15 protein-coding genes and 1 pseudogene are annotated in these 20,000 nt (G+C 43.1%); 5 read left to right on the forward strand and 11 right to left on the reverse strand.

Annotated elements, in window-relative coordinates; translation table 11 throughout:
- Window positions 1-82: 82 nt before the first annotated feature.
- Window positions 83-1,156 carry a GntR family transcriptional regulator gene (locus tag M3636_RS08660; protein ID WP_251382133.1) on the forward strand — a complete coding sequence of 358 codons (1,074 nt, stop codon included), beginning with the start codon at window positions 83-85 and terminating at the stop codon, window positions 1,154-1,156.
- Window positions 1,157-1,304: 148 nt separating this feature from the next.
- Here the strand turns inward: M3636_RS08660 and M3636_RS08665 are convergent, their stop codons facing one another.
- From M3636_RS08665 to M3636_RS08690, 6 genes are all read right to left on the reverse strand, one after another.
- Window positions 1,305-1,781, reverse strand: coding sequence for a GNAT family N-acetyltransferase (locus tag M3636_RS08665; protein ID WP_251382135.1), 477 nt, complete (start codon window positions 1,779-1,781; stop codon window positions 1,305-1,307).
- Between the two features lie 259 nt (window positions 1,782-2,040).
- Window positions 2,041-3,609: a sensor domain-containing diguanylate cyclase gene (locus tag M3636_RS08670; RefSeq protein ID WP_251382137.1), complete on the reverse strand. Its 1,569-nt coding sequence runs from the start codon at window positions 3,607-3,609 to the stop codon at window positions 2,041-2,043.
- Between the two features lie 652 nt (window positions 3,610-4,261).
- Window positions 4,262-5,140, reverse strand: a complete 879-nt coding sequence (locus M3636_RS08675; RefSeq protein ID WP_128102269.1) for a PhzF family phenazine biosynthesis protein — start codon at window positions 5,138-5,140, stop codon at window positions 4,262-4,264.
- Between the two features lie 245 nt (window positions 5,141-5,385).
- Window positions 5,386-5,511, reverse strand: coding sequence for a sporulation protein YjcZ (locus tag M3636_RS08680; protein WP_128102270.1), 126 nt, complete (start codon window positions 5,509-5,511; stop codon window positions 5,386-5,388).
- Between the two features lie 254 nt (window positions 5,512-5,765).
- Window positions 5,766-6,494 carry a stalk domain-containing protein gene (locus tag M3636_RS08685; protein ID WP_128102271.1) on the reverse strand — a complete coding sequence of 243 codons (729 nt, stop codon included), beginning with the start codon at window positions 6,492-6,494 and terminating at the stop codon, window positions 5,766-5,768.
- Window positions 6,495-6,675: 181 nt separating this feature from the next.
- Entirely contained in the window at window positions 6,676-7,602 is a 927-nt protein-coding gene (locus M3636_RS08690) for an AraC family transcriptional regulator (protein WP_251382139.1), read from the reverse strand.
- Between the two features lie 139 nt (window positions 7,603-7,741).
- Between M3636_RS08690 and M3636_RS08695 the strand changes: the two genes are divergently transcribed.
- A complete protein-coding gene (locus tag M3636_RS08695) occupies window positions 7,742-8,482 on the forward strand; it encodes an SDR family oxidoreductase (RefSeq protein WP_251382141.1) in 741 nt (246 codons plus the stop codon).
- 149 nt (window positions 8,483-8,631) lie between these two features.
- On the opposite strand, the gene M3636_RS08700 is transcribed toward M3636_RS08695, so the two are convergent.
- The 4 genes from M3636_RS08700 to M3636_RS08715 all read right to left on the reverse strand — a co-directional run bounded on the left by M3636_RS08700 (window position 8,632) and on the right by M3636_RS08715 (window position 14,805).
- Window positions 8,632-11,451 carry a glycoside hydrolase family 2 TIM barrel-domain containing protein gene (locus tag M3636_RS08700; protein WP_251382143.1) on the reverse strand — a complete coding sequence of 940 codons (2,820 nt, stop codon included), beginning with the start codon at window positions 11,449-11,451 and terminating at the stop codon, window positions 8,632-8,634.
- 388 nt (window positions 11,452-11,839) lie between these two features.
- On the reverse strand, window positions 11,840-12,559 hold the full coding sequence (locus M3636_RS08705) for a hypothetical protein (RefSeq protein WP_251382145.1): 720 nt from the start codon (window positions 12,557-12,559) through the stop codon (window positions 11,840-11,842).
- A gap of 114 nt (window positions 12,560-12,673) precedes the next feature.
- The gene (locus M3636_RS08710) at window positions 12,674-14,026 is read right to left on the reverse strand and encodes a sensor histidine kinase (protein ID WP_251382147.1); all 1,353 of its coding nucleotides are present in this window, start codon (window positions 14,024-14,026) and stop codon (window positions 12,674-12,676) included.
- 71 nt (window positions 14,027-14,097) lie between these two features.
- Entirely contained in the window at window positions 14,098-14,805 is a 708-nt protein-coding gene (locus tag M3636_RS08715) for a response regulator transcription factor (protein ID WP_251382148.1), read from the reverse strand.
- A 157-nt stretch (window positions 14,806-14,962) separates the two neighbouring features.
- Between M3636_RS08715 and M3636_RS08720 the strand changes: the two genes are divergently transcribed.
- On the forward strand, window positions 14,963-15,220 hold the full coding sequence (locus M3636_RS08720) for a GlsB/YeaQ/YmgE family stress response membrane protein (RefSeq protein ID WP_251382149.1): 258 nt from the start codon (window positions 14,963-14,965) through the stop codon (window positions 15,218-15,220).
- Window positions 15,221-15,477: 257 nt separating this feature from the next.
- Window positions 15,478-15,981, forward strand: coding sequence for a hypothetical protein (locus M3636_RS08725; protein ID WP_128102286.1), 504 nt, complete (start codon window positions 15,478-15,480; stop codon window positions 15,979-15,981).
- A gap of 158 nt (window positions 15,982-16,139) precedes the next feature.
- Here M3636_RS08725 and M3636_RS08730 read toward each other — a convergent pair.
- Window positions 16,140-18,105: pseudogene (locus tag M3636_RS08730) on the reverse strand (GTP-binding protein).
- A gap of 310 nt (window positions 18,106-18,415) precedes the next feature.
- Here M3636_RS08730 and M3636_RS08735 point away from each other — a divergent pair.
- Window positions 18,416-19,972 (forward strand): glycine betaine uptake BCCT transporter, encoded by a 1,557-nt coding sequence (locus M3636_RS08735; RefSeq protein ID WP_251382150.1) that lies wholly within the window; start codon window positions 18,416-18,418, stop codon window positions 19,970-19,972.
- The last annotated feature ends 28 nt before the right edge of the window (window positions 19,973-20,000 follow it).

The raw sequence follows: 20,000 nt of genomic DNA on the forward strand, positions 1-20,000 counted from the left end.
CGCTTTACATGCCGTATTATAATATATATGAAATAAGCTTTATATAACCAATTGATTATAAAATCATAAAGTTTATGGGGAGATGCTACTCTTGAAAAAGCTGGCGCTCTACAAACAAATTCGAGAAAATATTATACAGAAAATTAAATCAGGGCAGCTTCGGCCAACGGACCGTATTCCTTCTGAGCAGGAACTAATGGACGAATTCAGAGTAAGTAAAATAACCGTCAAGAACGCCCTAACCCTACTAGCTGACGAAGGATTCATTATACGCATACAAGGCAAAGGCTCATTCGTCTCTTCTAGTCTTGTGGTTTCTAGCATCAATTTCTCGCCATCCCCAAGCAGCCCGTCCTCCATGCCGCTCATCGGCTTCATTATTCCGACGATGAGAACCCGTGTCATTCAGAAGCTCGTTGACTACACGGAACACTTCATACAAGAAGCGGGTCTCAGCATGGTACTAAGCATCACGCGCGAGTCTTCCTCGATCGAATCAAACGTCATTCGTACACTAACGGAGCTCGGTGTGAAGGGGCTGATCGTCTTTCCGACAGAAGATGAGAAGTACAACGAATCATTACTGCGTCTGTCGCTCGATAAATTCCCGTGTGTGTTCATCGACCGCTATCTGCGCAACATTGAGACGTACACCATTACATCCGACAATTACGGCGGTGCGTATAAAGCTGTATCCCATTTGCTATCGAAGAGTCATCAGCAGATTGCGCTCATCTCACCTGAAAATGCCAATACAGCCGTCGAGGATCGTACGCTCGGCTTCGAGCAGGCGTATACAGATCAAGGGATCTCCATTGACAAAAGCTTGTGGTGTCACATTCCTCTCGACATTCTACGCAGCGAGCAAGCATTAGACTATGTAAGTGACTTCTTGCAAAACCACAGTGGAATTTCGGCAGCCTTCTCCTTGACTGAAGAAACAGCACGCCTTACATTGGCCGCGATCAGTCGTCTGAACGTTCACTCCAATATCGATTTGTTATCTTTTGATAATCCACATCTTTCAGGCGTACCTTATGTACAGCAGGATGAACAGGAAATGGCACGAACAGCCGTAAAGCTGTTACGTGAACAGATGGAAGATATTTATTCTCCTAAGAACGCCATTATTCCCGTGCAACTCATCTTCCCTTGACACGATAAACGTTGCAGCCAGGCGATTAATGAACTTGGCATATTCAAATTGGTTTTTCTTATGTAAATTAAAAGCTTGACTAAAAAGATTGAGCGCCTTTGATTGGAGTATGTCTCCCCATAATCAAAAGCGCTCATATTTCAAAAATTCAATCCAATTCCTTTATATACCACGCATCCATCGCAGAATGTTCAGAACCTGATAATGGCTTAGCCAAAAGATTGAATCCAAATTTTTCGTACAAAACACATGCTGTTTTTAATTCTTGCTTTGTTTCTAAGTAACACTTTGCATAGTGCTTAGAGGCGAACGACAAAGCAGTTTCCATTAATTTCCTCCCCATCCCATACCCTTGCGTTTTCTCACTTAAGTATAGTTTTTGTAATTCGCAGACATTATCTGGTTCGTTAAATGGGGCTATACCGACACCACCAACAACTTCTCCCTCTATTTCCACCACCCAGTATTTAGCATGTTTTAAATTGTTGTAATAGTCGTGAAGGTCATTGAGTTGAGGGTCAAAATAGGCTGTGCCAGGAATTGCTAACCCAAGTGTTTCTAGTGAATCTTGTATTATTTCCTTTATTTTTGCGTTGTCCTCTTGTTTAATTTCTCGAATAATCATACACGAACTCCTTCTACTTTAGTTTGCAGCCATGTCATAATGAAAATATCCATTATAACAATACTCCATCTTTAATCTGTTTCCTATTGATCTAACTGTACCACTTTCCATCTATCGCAGGCCATTTTCTCATAAACCTATTCTCCTTTTATGCTAATTTTGTCCTGGTTTCTCGACATTAAGCAAAACTAAAAAACCAGTCGACGATTCAATTCCGTCAACTGGTTGATTCACTTATTGTAGTTTTAATCTCAATAACTCACTCATTATTCAAAGCCTTAACAATGGTGCGATTACGCCCCTCTTCCTTGGCTTGATACAAAGCAGCATCAGCCAATTGAAATAAATCTGCTGCACATGACGAGTCAACTGGATACTCTGCAATACCTGCCGAAATTGTCACACTATGATCAATAGTAAACGTACTATTTTGCACTGTTAAGCGGATGCTTTCGGCAGTTTCATAAGCCTGATCAGATCTGCAATTCTGCAGAAGCACCACGAATTCCTCTCCGCCATATCGGAAGCAGAAATCTTCGGAACTTACTGACATTTGTATTTGTTGAGCTATCCGTTTCAATACTTCATCTCCAGCGTGATGACCAAATGTATCATTAATCGTTTTAAAGCGATCGATGTCTAATACGATGATGGAAAATGGACCTTCTCTCTGAGTCCATTGCTGTATGATTTCCCCAAATGTTCTACGATTGTTCAAACCTGTTAGTACATCTGTACCGGCCTGATAAACCAGTTGATCCGTTTTTTGTTTGAGGGTTCGCATAGCCCCAATAACCGTACGCGTGAGCAAATCAGCTTCACGGTTCCAATGTGGCTTGACCACGGACTGGTTCACTTCCCCGTTCTCCATTTGGGTGATCATATCAGCAAGTAGAACAAATGGGCTTGCAAGTTTACGTGCCACTCTCAAAACAACCAAAGTTAAGATCAGAAATGGGATTGAGGTGTATAACAATAACATCCAAATATGATGGTTTAACTGATCATACACCGTTTGCGTGGGTGTTACAAAGACTACTCCCCAACTAGTTGTAGGGACTTTGTAATATGCTGCAAGTGAGTCTACATCAGATATATTTTTGTATCGCTCCTTACCCTCTTGATTGTTCAATAGCTTTCTAACCACGTCATTCCTACTTACATTTTCTCCAATACGGTTGGCATTTGGATGAAATAATAACGTTCCTTTTTGATCAACGATGAAAAAATAAGAACCATTTTCGGCTTGGAGTTGGTTACCAAAAGATAGATTTAGGATATTATACTCCTGCAAATGGATATTGCCACCAATCATACCTATAAAATTGCCTGAAGCATCATTAAGAGGTTCACCAATAAACATGATAGTGTGATTCGTTTGCGGGGTTGGATAGGCTTCTGAAATATAAGATGCCTTTGATTGGATTGCCAGTTTTGCCGCTTTAGAGTTTACATGTTTACCGATAACCGATTCGTAGTAGGGCGAAATAGATCGTACAAGCCCCGTCTGATCTGCAAGGGCAACGGAGTTAAAAAAGTTACTACTGTTTTGAATGAGATCCAAACTTGTATTTAGTTTGCTGGTATCCGTGAAGTCATCTTCATGTATGTACTTCGCTGCATACTTTAGACTACTCTGCATGGAAAGAAACAACGAATCTAATGTCTGACTCATTTGTACGGCGTTTACGTAATTATTTGAAAGTGTATTGTCTATGAGTGCACGCTTTTGAGTGGTATATGATGATATAATCATGATGGTCAAGGTCATTAAGACTGAAACGGAGACTAAGCTGCTCAGCAGAACATTGAGGCTAATTTTTCTCATACTATTACTTTTATTCGCAATTCATATAACTGTTTGTTTAAATTCATTTCAATTCTCCTTAAAAATACATTTTCCCCTAGTATTTTATCCGAAAACTGTTAAGAAAGAATAAAAAAATAAATAAACCTTAACATTTTCATTACAATTACAAATTTAATTAAAATTCCATCTTATTCGTAACCATTTCTAAGTAAATTGAGCCACTTTGCATAACCAGAGCGGACGGGTAGTAATTATGTACTAATGTTCTATTTAATAACCGATATGACTCTGTTTCACCTTCACCGGTATAGTTAGAATCATATATTACGGAATCAGATCGATGGATTTCTATTAGACGTATTTGTTGCGGAGTCATTTGACTGTGGACAGACATTTACCCAGCGAAGGCTTACAATACCTTTTTTTAATCCAAATGGAAACTCCACATAAGAATACGCCTATTGTATTTGATTAAAATACAATAGGCGTATTCGGCATTTTATTAATTAACTATCTGATTCCCGTGTCAATAATGAGATCAAACGGTTCTTCAGCATCTGCTTTTTGAAGTAGCTTCTTAATTGTATGATCTTCATCCTAAGAGGCTGACATTTATTTAACTAACTTCGGGGATTCTGTAAGGTGGCCGCAAGCAGTTTTTTGATTCTGCCTATATCATGATATGTCTTCGTTCAATCCCAGCCACTGCACCGCCAACCCGAACCTGTCTGATGTCACCGCTCCCGCTCAGGCGCAACCCTACCTTGATTTCAGAAGGACAATTCATCGAATACCCTTGCCTGAACATGACATGTTCCACTTCTTTCATAGGTAGCTCGCCATGTTGGTACAAATAGCAGAGTAGTGCACCGTTGGATGTTCCTGTCGCACTCTCCTCTGGAATATCGTACAGCGGCGCAAAGTTTCGACATTCCGCAGTAGCATTGTCTGGAGTATCCAAGGTGAACAGATGATATCCTACGACATCATATTTTTCGCAAATAGCGGTTATGGCGTCAAATTTTGGCTGAATCTCATTCAAGAGATTCCTACTGCGGATCGGGATAAAAATATCACGCAGACCCGTCGAAACAATCTCGATAGGCAACTCGGTTTCTAGGGCTTCAGGAGCTATTCCCAAGGATGGGGCGATTTCCTCACAGGATATCTTTTCAGAAAATTGTGGTAAAGCCTGCGATAAATAAACAAAACCCTCCGAGCTAATATCGACATCCAAAATTCCTGCCTTGGTTTCTATCGTATAAGAGCTTGCTGCTTCAGCCAAACCTAGCGAATGCATTAGTCCAAAAGCAGCAATCGTGGCGTGCCCGCACAGATCAACTTCGTTCGAGGGAGTGAAATAGCGGATTTTGTAATTGGCTAATGTGGATTTCTCTATAAAGGCCGTCTCCGAATAGCCTACCTTCTTCGCTATGAGTTGCATGTCAGACGCTTCCAGTGAAAGGTCATTCTCCAAGACAACTCCTGCGGGATTACCACCATGATCCCCTTTTGCAAATGCGTTCAGCGTATACACTTCCACTTTCATGTTGCTCATCCCTTTCTTATCTTCAATTCCATATGTAGTTCTGCAGGTATCACCCTTGCTGATAGGACACAGTCGTCATTGTGTAAGCTTATAGTTTAACAAGAATGTACGCCTTTTGGAATCTCTAAATCAAATGAATATCATCTTCTTCAATTTAAGACGTAGTGAGTTGTCCACATAGGAAATGCCCCGCTGATGACTCAGCAGAGCTTGAATAACCCATTTATTTTCATACAAGATACGAACTAATACCAGAACGATTTTGTGATGATAACGAGCAGAATAAAGAGTACAAGAATTGCCGCAGTTGAAGTACATATACCGTTACCAATTCCACCTACATTGTTACAATCGTATCCAACTTTACTCATTTGATTGGCCTCCTTTGAATCTCAAGGTACGTCATAACATATGCCAAATTAGCACAAATGAGCGGGCATATCCCCATGCTGTCACGCCCAAACCATACTGTATATTCCAGACAATATAATTTATGTTCATGTCAGCTGCTTTCAGTTCTGCCACTCGCTTATCAAAATACGCGAAAAAATCAAAAGAGCCGTAGGGATGCTTTCCCATACAGCTCTCTGTAAGCGCCCTTCACGATTTAACCATTGCTTATTAATTAAGGATAATAGATCCGTGTATCATCGAAATAATTAAATGAAGTAATAGTCCAACCATTAACCTTCTTAGTCATCTCAGCTTCAATACCGTAGCTATAGTTATAGTCGCCAACGATCCCATCTGAATGAAAGACCGCCTTATATTTAGTAAGGCTTTTATTCCATTGAATATACTCTGACTGAGGAAGACCTAGTTCAACGTTATTTTTATTAAATTGAATCCAGTATTTCTTTTTGGCCATCGCATTTGTTGCAAGAGTCAATGCTTGATTATCTGCCAATGGACGAGCATATACCTTAAGGTGCTCAGAATTTCCTGTTAACGAAGATTTATCCCATTTGATAGTATCCTTCGGATAGAAGAAGTTACTTAAAGCTTTAAATTGTACATACACCGAGCCGTTTCTCAACAATACTCCATTACCAACAGTAGCATTAAAAGTCTTCCCGTCTTTAGTTAGTGAAGCCGTTTTGGTCTTCTGATCCCAAGATATATTTACATCAAAATATTTATCAAGTTTTTCATCGTATATGAATAGATAATTCGTCGATATACTGCGGAGAGGCGCATATAATCTGCCCTCATAAAGCAAACCGTTTACTCCGTCATATTCATCATATTGATCATCTGCGGCATAAGAACTCATTGGACTAAACATTAAAGCGCCACTTAATAATGATAAAAAAGTGACCCACAACATTGGCTTTTTCAAAATAATGAATTTCATATTTTCTCCTCACTCTTTTTTATTTTAATATTAATAAATTTTACATGAATTAACAATTAATAATACAGGAAAATTTATCCATTAATTTACAATCTAGTTGAGTAACAGCCACGTTATAAGACTACTATTCGATCCACACATAAAAATCATATTTCAGAACGAATCAAATACATAGTATCGCCTACATAGTACCAACGCTCTCTCTGAGACGTTTAACATCCCTAATTGGAGGTAAACCGAACATTTTGGCATATTCTCTACTAAATTGGGATGGACTTTCATAACCAACCTGATATCCTACCTCAGCTGCCTCCAATGATTCAGCAAACAATAATCGACGAGCCTCTTGCAATCGAATTTTTTTCTGATATTGCAATGGACTCATCGCAGTCACCCGTTTAAATTGGTGATGCAACGCCGATGGACTCAGATTAATCGATTTGGCTAATTCGTTTATCTTGAGTGGTTCGGCATAGTCTTGATTAATTATTGTTATTGCTTTGGAGATTGAAACTGCTCTCTCGCTTCCAAGAGCTAGTTGCAGAATTAATTGACTATTTTCGTCATGAAGGATGCGGTAAAGTATTTCCCTGATGATTAGTGGTGCAAGAAACGGAATGTCCTGCGGAGTTTCCAGTAGCGACACTAATCTCGTCATCGCACTTAACAATTCTGCACTTGTCTTACAGACAGAAAGGCCGGAATTTAGCCTACTACTTGCAACTGGTAACTGAGGTGTATCCCGCACAATTTCTGCAATCTGATCCGCAGAGAAGCGTAATTTAACGCATAAATAAGGTTTATCTGGACTCGCTTCAATGATCTGACCAGTTATGGGTAATCGCACTGAAGCTGTCAGGTAGTTATCGGAATTATAAATATAATTTTTATCACCTAGAGTAACGATTTTAGTCCCCTGAGCGATAACATATATGGAAGGTTCATACTGTGCCGGCAAAGGCTCTGAAGTGGTCGAGGCTCGCAGGAAGCTAAGTGATGGTATTTTTGTTTGTTGTAGCCCCTCCTGAATTGCCAGCCGCTGAACGATCTCTAAAAAGCATTGCTTGCCTAACGATGTAGGCGGTTGAAATTTACGATCGTCTGGCATCGTCTTCTCCCCTCCTTTCAGCCCATAATAATATGGTGTGCAGGATTAGGCAAGAACAGCGGACGAATGGACTACTTGTATCCCACTCATTCAATCTATAATCGGTTTAAACTACAAGAAGAAAGGATGTTTAATACTAATGAGTAATTTGAATGGAAAAGTAGCGATTGTAACAGGATCTTCCAAAGGCATAGGGAGCGCAATAGCTAAGCAATTGGCAGATCTCGGAGCTAAAGTTGTAGTTAACTATTCTAAGAGTGTCTCGCAAGCGACAGAAGTCGTAAAGTATATTATTGAAGCAGGGGGCGAAGCCGTTGCCATACAAGCTGATGTGAGCAAGGTCGCTGACATAGAACGATTGTTTACTGAGAGCATTGCTCAATTCGGCAAAATCGATATTTTGATAAACAACGCCGGAGTGATTTTATACAAACTTTTGAATGACGTCACTGAAGACGATTTTGACCGTATATTCAACATCAATGTAAAAGGTACATACTTTGCTTGTCAGCAAGCGATGTTGCATATGGCTAACGGTGGCCGTATTGTTAATTTCTCCACTTCGGTTGTTGGAGCAATGCTACCAACATACAGTACTTACGCTGCTACTAAAGGCGCTGTAGAACAAATTACAAGACAGCTCGCAAAAGAGTTCGGTTCAAGGAACATTACAATTAATACAATCGCACCCGGGCCAGTTAATACAGAGTTGTTCGCCTCAGATAAAACAGAAGAGCAAATTGCTGCACTTGCCAGAATGAATGCATTTGGACGTATAGGAGAGCCTGAGGACATTGCAAATGTCATTTCTTTTCTGGTAAGCAACGAATCTGGTTGGGTGACTGGACAAACGCTTCGTGTGAACGGTGGGTATGTGTAAAAAAGGTTTTTTTCTAAGAGAATGCTCATCTAATCGAAAATGGATGCAATATGAAAGACCCTTCCACCAACGGAAGGGTCTTATAAACACGTATTTGTGAGAAAAACTTTCTAAGAATAAAAACTCACTGCCTTTTTTCACTATACCTCTTAGTTAAGCAACTGGCGAAGCTCCTCGACTTCCAGACGGGCAGTTGGGTGGTAAGCTGGACTCTGTACATAGCACTGGAAGCTGTATAACAACTGTCTTCCCTCCAGCGTTGCCATCAGGTTCTCCAGGTTCAGCGCTCCCATCAGCACTCTACCATTCCTCACCTGGAACTCCATCAATAATCCGAGCTTATGATTACGTTCAAAATTATCAATGGTCTGCACGATGGGTTGCAGGTCTTTATTCAGATCATCCAGAATGATGGATGAAGACTCGGTAACGATGCTCCACCATGGATAAGTCGAATACTCCTCTGTGACAAAATGTTCGAAGGCCGGATGATTCTGTTGAATCAACAAGCCCATTGTGCCCACGGGAACTTCTCGTTTCATATTTTCGGATATCGATCGGAACATAGGATAAGACCAGAAATCCGTGCTGTAGAAACCTTGGATCGCATGTTGAATCTGTTTAGGATTCGGGAAAAGTAGAATATCCTCTCCTTGCTCTAGCAGCGCCAGCGCCTCGTCCGAGAGTTGGGTGAATAGATTCAAATTGCTCAGATCCACCTCCTGTTGACTCGGGTATATCCACAGGTCGTAAGACTTACGGATATCCGTGCCCGGAATAGACAATTTCATCTCTACTTTGGTCATTTTGGAGACTTCAGGGATTGGAATACGGAGTTCTGCGATACTCACATGATTTTCACCATGGAATGCTGGCAGATTCACTTCACCTTCTACAAGGATGCTGCCTTCGAACTGCTCGCTTTGCAGTAGCCATTTCAATTGAAGTCCATCCAATGCTTGTCTCCGGAAGTAACTAAGTTCAATACGTGCTTCGAACAATTCACCGGCTTGATAATTATATTTGGGGAATCTCGCCAGCAGCACAGCATCGGAACAGAACGTTCTCCACTCCTCTGGTGTGATCATGCCCTTGGAATCCATGAATGCGTCCAGCACACCTACCAACGCTGTTCCCTGACCACTGAAATCCTGGAGATCCAGCAGTTGGAACCCGGCTAGTTGCTGCGAACGAAAAGCGGCTTCCAGTTCCTCGTTGTAACATTGAACCGCGAGTTTACCCGAGGCTCTGAAATAGGCTGGCGCCAGATGTCCCAGTCCTTTGGCTTCCAGACGCTCTCGAAACACTTCGAAGTTCTTCGCTTTGAGAGAACCCGTGTACTTGTTAATCTCCTCGAAATTAGGAAATGTGGCGTACTGTCCAATTTCATGCGAGATGACCGGTACACGTGAGACAAGTTGGTCGCTTCCAGCTTCCGCCTGTACCGTTTTGGAGCCTGTCCCATATTGAATCTGAATCTCTTTTTCCCCCGTTTGCGAAGAGGGGTCAGCATCGCTTCCTTGCGCAGGTACAATGTTTGAATCATAATCTTTCAACGTGTTGGGCAAATCGGTCTGCACATGACCTAGCGGAGCATCACACATCGCATACGATCCTCTGAACAGGCGCTCTTTGGAGAAACGTACCCCGCAGAAAAATTCACTTTCCTCTAGAATGTCCGGTACAAACTGAAAGTTATTGGAACCCTCGGTGTATAGATGACGATGATCATATGCTTTGTATTCCTTAAGTATTGCATTTAATTTGTCCTTGCTTCCCCATAGTTCATTCCCCATGGACATCATGACAAACGAAGGATGGTTACCAAAAGTCTTCAGCATCGCAAATCCCTCGCTAATCAAGTAATCCTGCTCTGCTTGATTGTGCCCATCTGAAGATTCATCCGTAATCGTTCCCCAGAACGGGAGCTCAGGCTCCATGTAGATACCCAACAGATCCGCTGCAATAAAAGCAGCCTCTGGCGGACAACAGGTATGGAAACGGTAGTGATTGATGCCATAGGACTTGGATATAGCGAGAATGCGAATCCATTCATCCACATCTGTTGGCGCGTATCCGGTGAGCGGAAAGATCAGCCCGTCATGCTTACCTCGCAGAAACGTTTTGCGGCCATTAATGGTGAATTTGTCTCCAGCCGCCCGGAATTCCCGCAGTCCCGTCCATATTACGGTGGAATCCAAAACTTCGCCGTTCTGATCTTTCAGTTCGATATGAAGTTGGTACAAATTAGGTTCATCATCACTCCATAACATTGTGTCTTCCCCAATTTTGTACATCAGCTGGATCTCCTGCACATCCGGGGTGAAGATCTGTTCCTCCGTCCTATACACCGGATCTGCACTGACCGCAACAGCTGATACCACGATTTGCACACCTTGCAGTTCACCGACAAGTGATGCCTTGATCTCGAAAGATCGAGTTGCCAGAATAGGGTAGACTTGAACATTATCCAGAAAAACACACTCGAAAAATTGTAGTTCCAGCTTCCCTGTAATCCCGTTCCAATTCGTCTGTGTGTCCTCAGAAGTAAGGTGACCTCCTTTGGTTGGATAATCGGTATTGTCTACTCGAATCGTAATTGTATGTGTTCCCGCGGTTAGCCCTGCCTCAATCTCGTAACGGTGAGGTGTGTTCAGACTATTTTGTGTCCCCAATTCTTCCCCATCAATCCAGACTGTCGTTACTCTCGTTCGTTCGAGGTGCAAGAAGCAACGTTTGTCAGCCAAGTGTTCAGGAATTTCAATCTCTCGTGAAAACCAGGCATATCCCTCAAATAAATACTCATCAGTCAGCGCACCAATTAATACATTTTCGTTTTTCTTGCCCTTGCCCGCATGAGATGTAGTATTCGGCAATGTTATGACATCTGAAAAATTCAGACCACGTTCTACCTTATGTTCATCGAGTTGGAGTTTCCAGATACCTTCCAAGTTTAGTGCAGCTATCATGATAATGTCTCCTTTTTTATTCATAGAATCGTTAAAGTAAACGCTCTCAAGTCGCAGAAACCGTTTTCGAAAATCATACATGTATTATAAACTCGATTGATGCTCCTCGCATAGTTTATTTACTATTAAGATCCAGATCATGTTTATTAAGAATTTCAGAGTGGAGGGTTTTCTTTCATGTTATACTTTCTCTGCATAACACAAATAACCTCCACAGCCATGGAGGTTATGACTAAAATACTTTTCTCAACCTTCTATTATAGTGAAGCATTCTCCGTATGCATAGTACAAAATCCTTCCAAATAGCAATATAGTAAGAAAAAAGCCGCTATAATAGCGACTTTGTGGTGAATCATATACACGGCTTACCAACATCGATCACTACATTTTAGTCCAGCAGGCTGTAGATCTGAATGCTCTCCACCTTGGCATCCTTGATATGAAATGACATCACATCTACATAATTGGATGGCTCATAGCGGAAGTCATCTTCCTCATCGGGGGCTCCATCACCAAGCAGTTTCCCCTCAGGGTAGGCGTTTTTGAGTGTATCCAGACTATCTCCAGCTTTAATGTTGCGCACTGTCGCATACTTAGGATCTGTAATTTCGATATGGAAGATAGAGTCTTGTTTTCCCTCTGGTATACTGATCGTTTTAATCTCCAGACCAGGATACGTATACACCTTTTCTGTAAAACCGATTAACGTATCCATATTGGTTCCATCGTCGGCACTGTACGTATGTGATTTCAGGTTATCCGGTTTGCCCAGCATTTGTTCCATCTGATCTTCATTCGCTGTATCCGAAATTGCAATGGTGTGCTCATTATAGACAAAAGCAAGCTCCTTCAGCACCACATTGCCTTCCTTCTCGATCGACCCTTCCTTAATCGCTTCAGAACCCTGTTCTTCCGAATTCTCCGAACCAGGCGTACTAGAATTAGATGTTTCTTCGCCTTTGGCCTGTTCATTGGACGTGCTATTTTCACCAGGGTTCTGGATTGCTTCTGGCGACTTGGCGCCATTGGACTGACAACCCGTCAGTGCCATCGTTAATAACATACTCAGCAAGATACCAGTTGTAGCTTTGTTTATCAGTTTCATCATGATCCCTCCATAAATGTGTGATTTCTTCTTATGAAGTGATTATAAAAAAAGCATTTGTTAGTCTCATAACAGAATTGTATCAGTCTTGTAACACTCCTGAATGACGTGCTGATTCTACGCGCAAGGCAACACAATCGTGATAGTAGTTCCTTTTCCTAACTCACTTTCCATGTCGATATATCCATCAAACCGCTCTACAATCTCTTTGCAAATCGAAAGTCCAAGACCTGAACCGTTCGCTGTGCTTGCATTTCTCGCCCGGTAAAATCGTTCCTGCACTCGTTCCAGCTCATCACCAGCGATACCAATACCCTGATCACGTATCCGTATGACCACCTCGCTTGTCGTATGTTCCATCTCCACCTCAATCTGCGAATGACTGCCTGAATATTTAATGGCATTGTCCAGTAGGTTAGCGATCGCATGGGACATCAGCATTGGATTGACGTTGGTGTAGACTCCTGTCATACCTTCATCGGTAGGTTCTCCCTCCGCTTTATTAACCATGATCTTGATCTCTTTATCTTTTGCCTTGGCTTCCATATTCAATGCGACTTGCTGAATCAGTTCGTTCATTTCCGTCTTCTCCACTTCCAGTTCGTCAGAGCCAGCCTTGTCAAATCGGGATAGCAACAACAGTTCATTAATCAAGCGGGTCAGCCGATCCGATTCCTGCAGCAGATGAGCATAGATTTTTTGCAGCTCCTTGTTCTCGTTCTCCCCTTCAACCAAGTATTGAGAGAAACCACGAATGGCTGCCAAGGGTGTTTTTAACTCGTGAGATACGTTGGAGACAAATTGTTTCTGGTACTGAATGTAATCATGAAGCTGCCGCCCCATGGAATCCAGCCCATCTGCCAGCATGCCCAGCTCATCCTTCCGGTTCAGATGAACTCTCCGAAACTCCTGTCTAGAGTAACTTTGCACAGCGCCAAGCAACAGCTTAATCGGTTTGGTTGTGTTGCGGGCAATCCATAGACTCGATAACGTAATCAGTACAATAAATCCACCTGCACCCGCAAACAGGATATAACGGATTTGATCCATAATTGCATAAAAGTAGGAAATGTCCTCTACGAACTCATACACATAAGCATTTTCGTAAAATTGATTTTGGATGGGCGTCGCAAAATAAAGCAGATGATCATCCGTTACGGTGTATGCATAGCTGCCGTTCAGGGCTTTCTCAATATTCTTTTCAAAAATCAGAGGTTTGCCATCATTAATGATGATGCCATCCACAGCCAAGCCCAGCAATTGCTTGGAGCTGTCATAGATACGTACTTCCTTGCCTGAAGCTTTCAGCTTCTCCAGAGCAAGTCTGACGATTTCCTTGGTCTGCGGCTCACCTGACGATGATCGATGCTGTGCCAGCACCTCACGAAAGGACAGTTCGGACAGATCTGCCTTCTCCATCATCTGTTTTTCTATGGTGATGAAGCTGTAATAATCGATGGCTTTATTCACCGCAAATATGATGATGCCGAAGGACAATACGGAGAAAAATAAATAATTCAGTAATAACCGGGTTGCGTACTTCAGGCCTCGCCACCTCCAAGCTGATAGCCAAATCCATAGATCGTCCTGACATACTTCGGTTCGTCGGCGTTATCCTCCAGCTTCTTCCGTAATCGCATGATGGTCATATCCACACTGCGGCTGTCCCCCATAAAGTCGTATCCCCATCCGATCTGTAGCAGCTCATCCCGGGTGAATATTTTGTCTGGCCTTTTGAGTAACGTTTCCAGAATTTTAAACTCTTTGGCCGTAAGAGACACGGGTACACCGTTTTTCAGTACCCTACGGCTTTCCAGATCAAATGTCAGCTCTTCATGAATGATGCGTGTAGATTTCACTTCTGTTCCTTCACTTGATTCCTCCTTGATCTCGTTCCTTCTCAGAATCACCTTGATCCGAGCGAGCAATTCGCGGTTGTCAAAGGGCTTCGTCATGTAATCTTCAGCCCCTAGCTCTAGTCCTAACACTTTGTCGATGACCTCATTTTTGGCAGAGACCATGATCACTGGAACGGCACGTTTCCCGGTGATGTCCTTGCACAGGTCATATCCGGAGCAGTCAGGCAGCATCAGATCAAGTACCACCAGGTCGGGTTGAAAAGAATCAAGCAATTGCAATCCGGTTTTGCCATCTTCCGCAGTTTGCACATCGTAGTTTTCTCTCCTCAGCACGAGCTCAATTAAATCTCGAATTGCAATCTCATCGTCAATGACAAGTATTTTCTTCAATGTCTTGTACACCCCTTCTAACCTCGTTCCCAGCTTGAATCATCCTTATCCTCATCTTAGCACAGGCACTTTAGATTCCTCCACCAACTGGATGATGAGGTATATATCACTGAGCACAACATAACTTGTAATAAACCCGAAGAAAGGAGAACAAACCATGGATCTGCTCTGGGTACTCATTGTTGGTGGATTAATTGGCTGGTTAAGCGGCAACTTGATTGGACGGGACGTACCGGGCGGTGTTCTGGGGAACATTATTGCGGGTTTTGTCGGTTCCTGGCTAGGAACGGAATTGTTGGGATCAAGAGGGCCGGTGATTGGTGGATTTCATATTATTCCAGCCATCGTGGGCTCGATCATTGCCCTACTCATCTTCTTCGCTCTAGCACGCGGCGGAGCCTTCCGAAGACGTTAACAAAGAGAAGCGAAATTCGATACCGTCGTTCATTAGATATTTTTATTAAAGATGCTACCATGTCATAAAAGTACAGATAAACATAAAAGAACCGAAAGCATTCATCGATAGATGATGAACACTTATGGTTCTTTTTTATGTTAGTATTGTGCTTGTTGAATATTTTACAAATAATATCAAAAAAAGAGTTGATTTCTATTATTTTCGTGCTATATTTTACTAGAAATAAAAATAAATCCCTAAAGGAGCAGTCGACTATGAAAAAAATCGCAAAAAAATCGGTACTCATCTTGCTGGCACTATTTATGCTTCAAATCTCCCTCGTCTCGGCAGCTTCTGCGAAAAATTCTCTTACAGCAGGTGAATCACTAACACAAGGTCAATCACTTACATCGAATGACGGAAGATTTACACTGATTATGCAGACAGATGGGAATCTAGTTCTTTACAAACAAGGCAAATCTCTCTGGTCTACAAAAACAAGTGGTGCAAAATATCAATGGCGGGATCATACAGGCCATACAATCACAAGATATCCGCAGGTGTTAAAAGTTGAAAATAACTTGCTTCGATTAACAGATTACAACGATTCTCATTGGTTTTGGTTTTCAAAAATTCAAGAATGGACTAATGCCCACTATCAAGGTAATGTGCCACCAGGCCTGAATGGCGATACATTGGTTGTTCAAGACGATGGGAATGTAGTATTCTATTCCACTGGAAAAGGTCCTGTTTGGGCTACCAATACAGGTGGACATTGATATCCATAAACATAAGAGCCGCATATATTGCGGCTCTTTAAATATAAATATTGTCTGCAAATAGTAAGATGCAATCCATGTTCCTTCCCTTACAGAATACATCCACCTCTAATAGTAACGTAGTTGCTATTCCTATAGAACAAGTCTTTTGTGAGAGATCAAGGTTCTAACTCAAGGTGCATCTTGACTTCCGCCTCATCCCATGGCACCGAGTAACCTGCTCCCTTGGCGCAAAAGATGGATGAAGATGTATACAGCGAGTCTGCCTCTTTGCGATAGCCCATCCGCTCTATGACTTCCTCTGTATTATGGCAGAGATCGTATCCACTGAACACGCAGCGGATGCTGCCTCTTCCATGTGTAAAGGATGCCAGTTCGGCAGTGTAGTTCATGAAAGTCGACACGGGCGCCTTGCCCGTAACTACTACATGCGTTCCAGCTGTCTCTGGGGGATCAAAAATACCTGAGGCACGCTGAATATCGGACAGCACCCTGCCCATTTCTTCGATAGTAACCTTGATTTTGAAATCGTAATAAGGCTCTAGCAATACGATATCTGCCTTCTCCAAACCTTGCCGTAATGCTCGAAAAGTAGCCTCTCGAAAATCGCCGCCATGGGTATGCTCTTTATGCGCGCGACCCCTCAGCAGTGTGATGTTCACGTCAGTGACTGCCATGCCGGTCAGCAACCCGTGATGCTCCCGTTCGTAGAGGTGGTTCCGAATCAGATTCTGATAGCTGACATTCAGATCATCGACGTGACATCTGCTATCGAACGTGATGCCCTTACCTCGTTCTCCCGGTTCAATCAGCAAATGCACTTCTGCATAATGTCTGAGCGGTTCGAAATGGCCATACCCTTTCACAGGGGTACTAATTGTCTCCTTATACAAGATTTCCGGTTGACCAAAAGAAATAGGGAAGCCAAACCTCTCTCTAACAATCTGCTCCAGCACTTCCAGTTGAATCAATCCCATGACGCGGATCGAAATCTCCTGCAATCTCTCATCCCACACGACGTTTAGAGATGGCTCTTCCGCCTCCAGCGTGCGAAATGCACCGAGCACCTTCTGTACATGTGTTGAATCGTCGAATATCACCTTCGACTGTAACGTGGGCTCCGAATCGTAAGATAACTTATCTGATATGGTTCCCAGACCTTGCCCAGTCTCGGTAGCGGATAATCCGGCAACTGCAAACAAATCGCCTGCTTCTACTTGTTCCACCGACTGCGATTTGAGGCCGTTATACAAGAAAATCCGCGTAATTTTCTCGTCATATTGCACCCCATCGCTCTCATAACTAAGCTGTTCTCTCACCTTCAACCGACCACCAAGTGCCTTAATGAACGTGAGTCTCGCCCCCCCCTGCATCATGCCGAATTTTATAAACTCGTCCCTGAAACAAAGCATCCTCGTCATAAGTGGTTGTCGTCAGCAGATGCAGCTGATCTAGAAATTCAACGATGCCTGTATCCTGAAGTGCAGAGCCATACGCACAGGGGAAGAGAAGTCCCTCTGCTATCTTCCTCTGCAACGCCTTCAGCCAGAAGCCAGTATCCTCTCTCCCCTCCAGGAATGCTTCTAGCAAGAATTCGTCCCGCTCCGCCATGACCTCACGCAGCGGCTCACTGACTACACCATCTGTGAATTCCTGTGTAATGCAGCATACGTCCCCTGTCAACTGCTGACGGATATCCGCCTCTGTTCTACCTGCATCCGCGCCGACCCGATCCGTCTTGTTGATGAAGAAAAACGTCGGAACCCTATGCTTACGCAGCAGCTGCCAAACGGTCTCCGTATGACCCTGAACACCTTCAACTGCACTTACAATCAGAATGGCACAATCTATGACTTGAATCGCCCGCTCCATCTCCGGGGAGAAATCGACGTGTCCAGGTGTGTCTATTAGATAGTAGCTGTCACCTTTATACTCTAGTACAGCCTGATCTGCGAATACGGTAATGCCCCTTGCTCGCTCGATGTCGTGGCTGTCTAGAAACGTATCCTGATGATCCACCCGTCCTCGTGACCGGATACTATTTGTGTGGTACAACAGTTGTTCCGCAAAAGTTGTTTTACCTGCATCCACATGGGCGAACAGGCCAATTGTTAGTCGTTTCATAGAATCCCACTTTCAACATTGCTTGTTATTCCTACTCAATTTATTAAAGCATAGAAAACGGGAAAGTGGATAGAGATTGGTTTTATGGCGTTGAAAATCGTTGCTTACAGCAAGCAGTTATATGCGGATATAACGTAAAGTGATATATGCAATATATTATTCTGGCAAGATCAAAACAAACCAAAGTGTTTCATTTCACTGCGGTTTGTTTTATTTTATCAACAGCTGGCTTTCTGAAATATTGCAAGCTGGACTAGCACATACTAAGAAACAGTTAGCTATAGCTTACTTACATAACGGAGGTCTCTTCATGGTATTTACAATCACTATTATCATCGTTGCACTGTTTGCAATATGGGGAGCCGTCGCTCCTGACCAGCTGGCTGAGGTAGCTAACGTTGTCTACAACTTTTCTATTCAGAATTTCGGCTGGTTTTACTTGCTAGCGACACTGTTCTTCCTAATCTTTGCTTTCTATTTGGCATTCAGCCGTTTTGGCAGTATCAGGCTGGGGGACGACGATGATGAACCGGAATATTCTACCGTTTCCTGGTTGTCCATGCTGTTTAGCGCCGGTATGGGTATTGGGCTGGTTTTCTGGGGAGTTGCAGAACCGCTGTCCCATTATTTATCTGCACCAGAAGGAGCAGAACCTGCAACAACGCAGGCAGCAAGGCTTTCCATGCGTTATTCCTTTTTCCACTGGGGGCTACATCCATGGGCTATCTATACCGTCATCGGCCTGGCACTTGCTTATTTCCAGTTCCGGAAAGGTTACAAAGGGCTAATCAGTTCCACCTTTATTCCTTTGATCGGTGAGCGTCTTGCTGCAGGTTGGCTTGGCAAGGTCATTGATATTCTGGCGGTCATTTCTACCATCTTCGGTGTTGCGACCTCGCTAGGATTGGGTGCACTTCAGATCGGTGGGGGGTTGAATTACTTATTCGGTATTCCTAACTCGACGATCACCCAAGTTGTCATTATCGTCGTTGTAACTATACTGTTCCTAATCTCAGCAACCTCTGGTCTGGATAGAGGTATTAAGATGTTGAGCAACACCAACCTCGTTATAGCTTTGTTATTGATGTTGTTTGTATTGGTCACTGGACCGACTTCTTTTATATTTGACACATTCACGACAACCTTAGGCAGTTACATGCAGAATATTATTAACATGAGTTTGAGACTGTCACCGTTCTCAAGAGATACCTGGATTGGAGCATGGACGTTATTTTACTGGGCATGGTGGATCTCATGGGCTCCTTTTGTCGGCACCTTTATCGCCAGGGTATCCAGAGGAAGAACCATAAAGGAATTTGTAATTTACGTCATGCTTATTCCAAGCCTTTTTGGATTCATCTGGTTCTCCGTCTTCGGTGGAACAGGACTCCATATGGAATTGTTCAATGCCGCTCATCTGGCGGAGGCCGTTAAGGAAGATACAACAACCGCTTTATTCCTGATGCTCGAGCAGCTGCCTTTGGGCACGATCTTAGCATCCATCGCTACACTTCTAATCATGATCTTCTTTATTACGTCAGCAGATTCGGCCACTTTTGTGCTAGGCATGCTGACTTCAGATGGCAACCTGAACCCGAGTACACGCATCAAATTAACATGGGGAATCATGCAATCCGCCATCGCGGTAGTTCTGCTGTTCAGCGGGGGACTGAGTGGTCTCCAGACCGCTTCCATTGTAGCTGCGTTACCGTTCGCCGTTGTCCTTATCGGTATGTGTGTCTCCCTACTCAAGGCTTTGCAGGCTGAGGACAGAGAGCGCCGTCAGAAGGAAAAACGGCAGCGCCAAAAGCTAAAACGACTGCTGGAGGAACAGGAAAACATGCAGAACGAAATTCTCGGCAGATAATGTAAATCTCTATAGAGACCAGATGGTA

The organism is Paenibacillus sp. MER 99-2, from assembly GCF_023714095.1.
Classification (GTDB): domain Bacteria; phylum Bacillota; class Bacilli; order Paenibacillales; family Paenibacillaceae; genus Paenibacillus.

Bases quoted from the DNA above. Each gene is read 5' to 3' on its own strand.
- M3636_RS08660 (WP_251382133.1), top strand. From the start codon at position 83: ATGCTACTCTTGAAAAAGCTGGCGCTCTACAAACAAATTCGAGAAAAT.
- M3636_RS08665 (WP_251382135.1), bottom strand. From the start codon at position 1,781: ATGATTATTCGAGAAATTAAACAAGAGGACAACGCAAAAATAAAGGAA.
- M3636_RS08670 (WP_251382137.1), bottom strand. From the start codon at position 3,609: ATGAGAAAAATTAGCCTCAATGTTCTGCTGAGCAGCTTAGTCTCCGTT.
- M3636_RS08675 (WP_128102269.1), bottom strand. From the start codon at position 5,140: ATGAAAGTGGAAGTGTATACGCTGAACGCATTTGCAAAAGGGGATCAT.
- M3636_RS08680 (WP_128102270.1), bottom strand. From the start codon at position 5,511: ATGAGTAAAGTTGGATACGATTGTAACAATGTAGGTGGAATTGGTAAC.
- M3636_RS08685 (WP_128102271.1), bottom strand. From the start codon at position 6,494: ATGAAATTCATTATTTTGAAAAAGCCAATGTTGTGGGTCACTTTTTTA.
- M3636_RS08690 (WP_251382139.1), bottom strand. From the start codon at position 7,602: ATGCCAGACGATCGTAAATTTCAACCGCCTACATCGTTAGGCAAGCAA.
- M3636_RS08695 (WP_251382141.1), top strand. From the start codon at position 7,742: ATGAGTAATTTGAATGGAAAAGTAGCGATTGTAACAGGATCTTCCAAA.
- M3636_RS08700 (WP_251382143.1), bottom strand. From the start codon at position 11,451: ATGATAGCTGCACTAAACTTGGAAGGTATCTGGAAACTCCAACTCGAT.
- M3636_RS08705 (WP_251382145.1), bottom strand. From the start codon at position 12,559: ATGATGAAACTGATAAACAAAGCTACAACTGGTATCTTGCTGAGTATG.
- M3636_RS08720 (WP_251382149.1), top strand. From the start codon at position 14,963: ATGGATCTGCTCTGGGTACTCATTGTTGGTGGATTAATTGGCTGGTTA.
- M3636_RS08725 (WP_128102286.1), top strand. From the start codon at position 15,478: ATGAAAAAAATCGCAAAAAAATCGGTACTCATCTTGCTGGCACTATTT.
- M3636_RS08735 (WP_251382150.1), top strand. From the start codon at position 18,416: ATGGTATTTACAATCACTATTATCATCGTTGCACTGTTTGCAATATGG.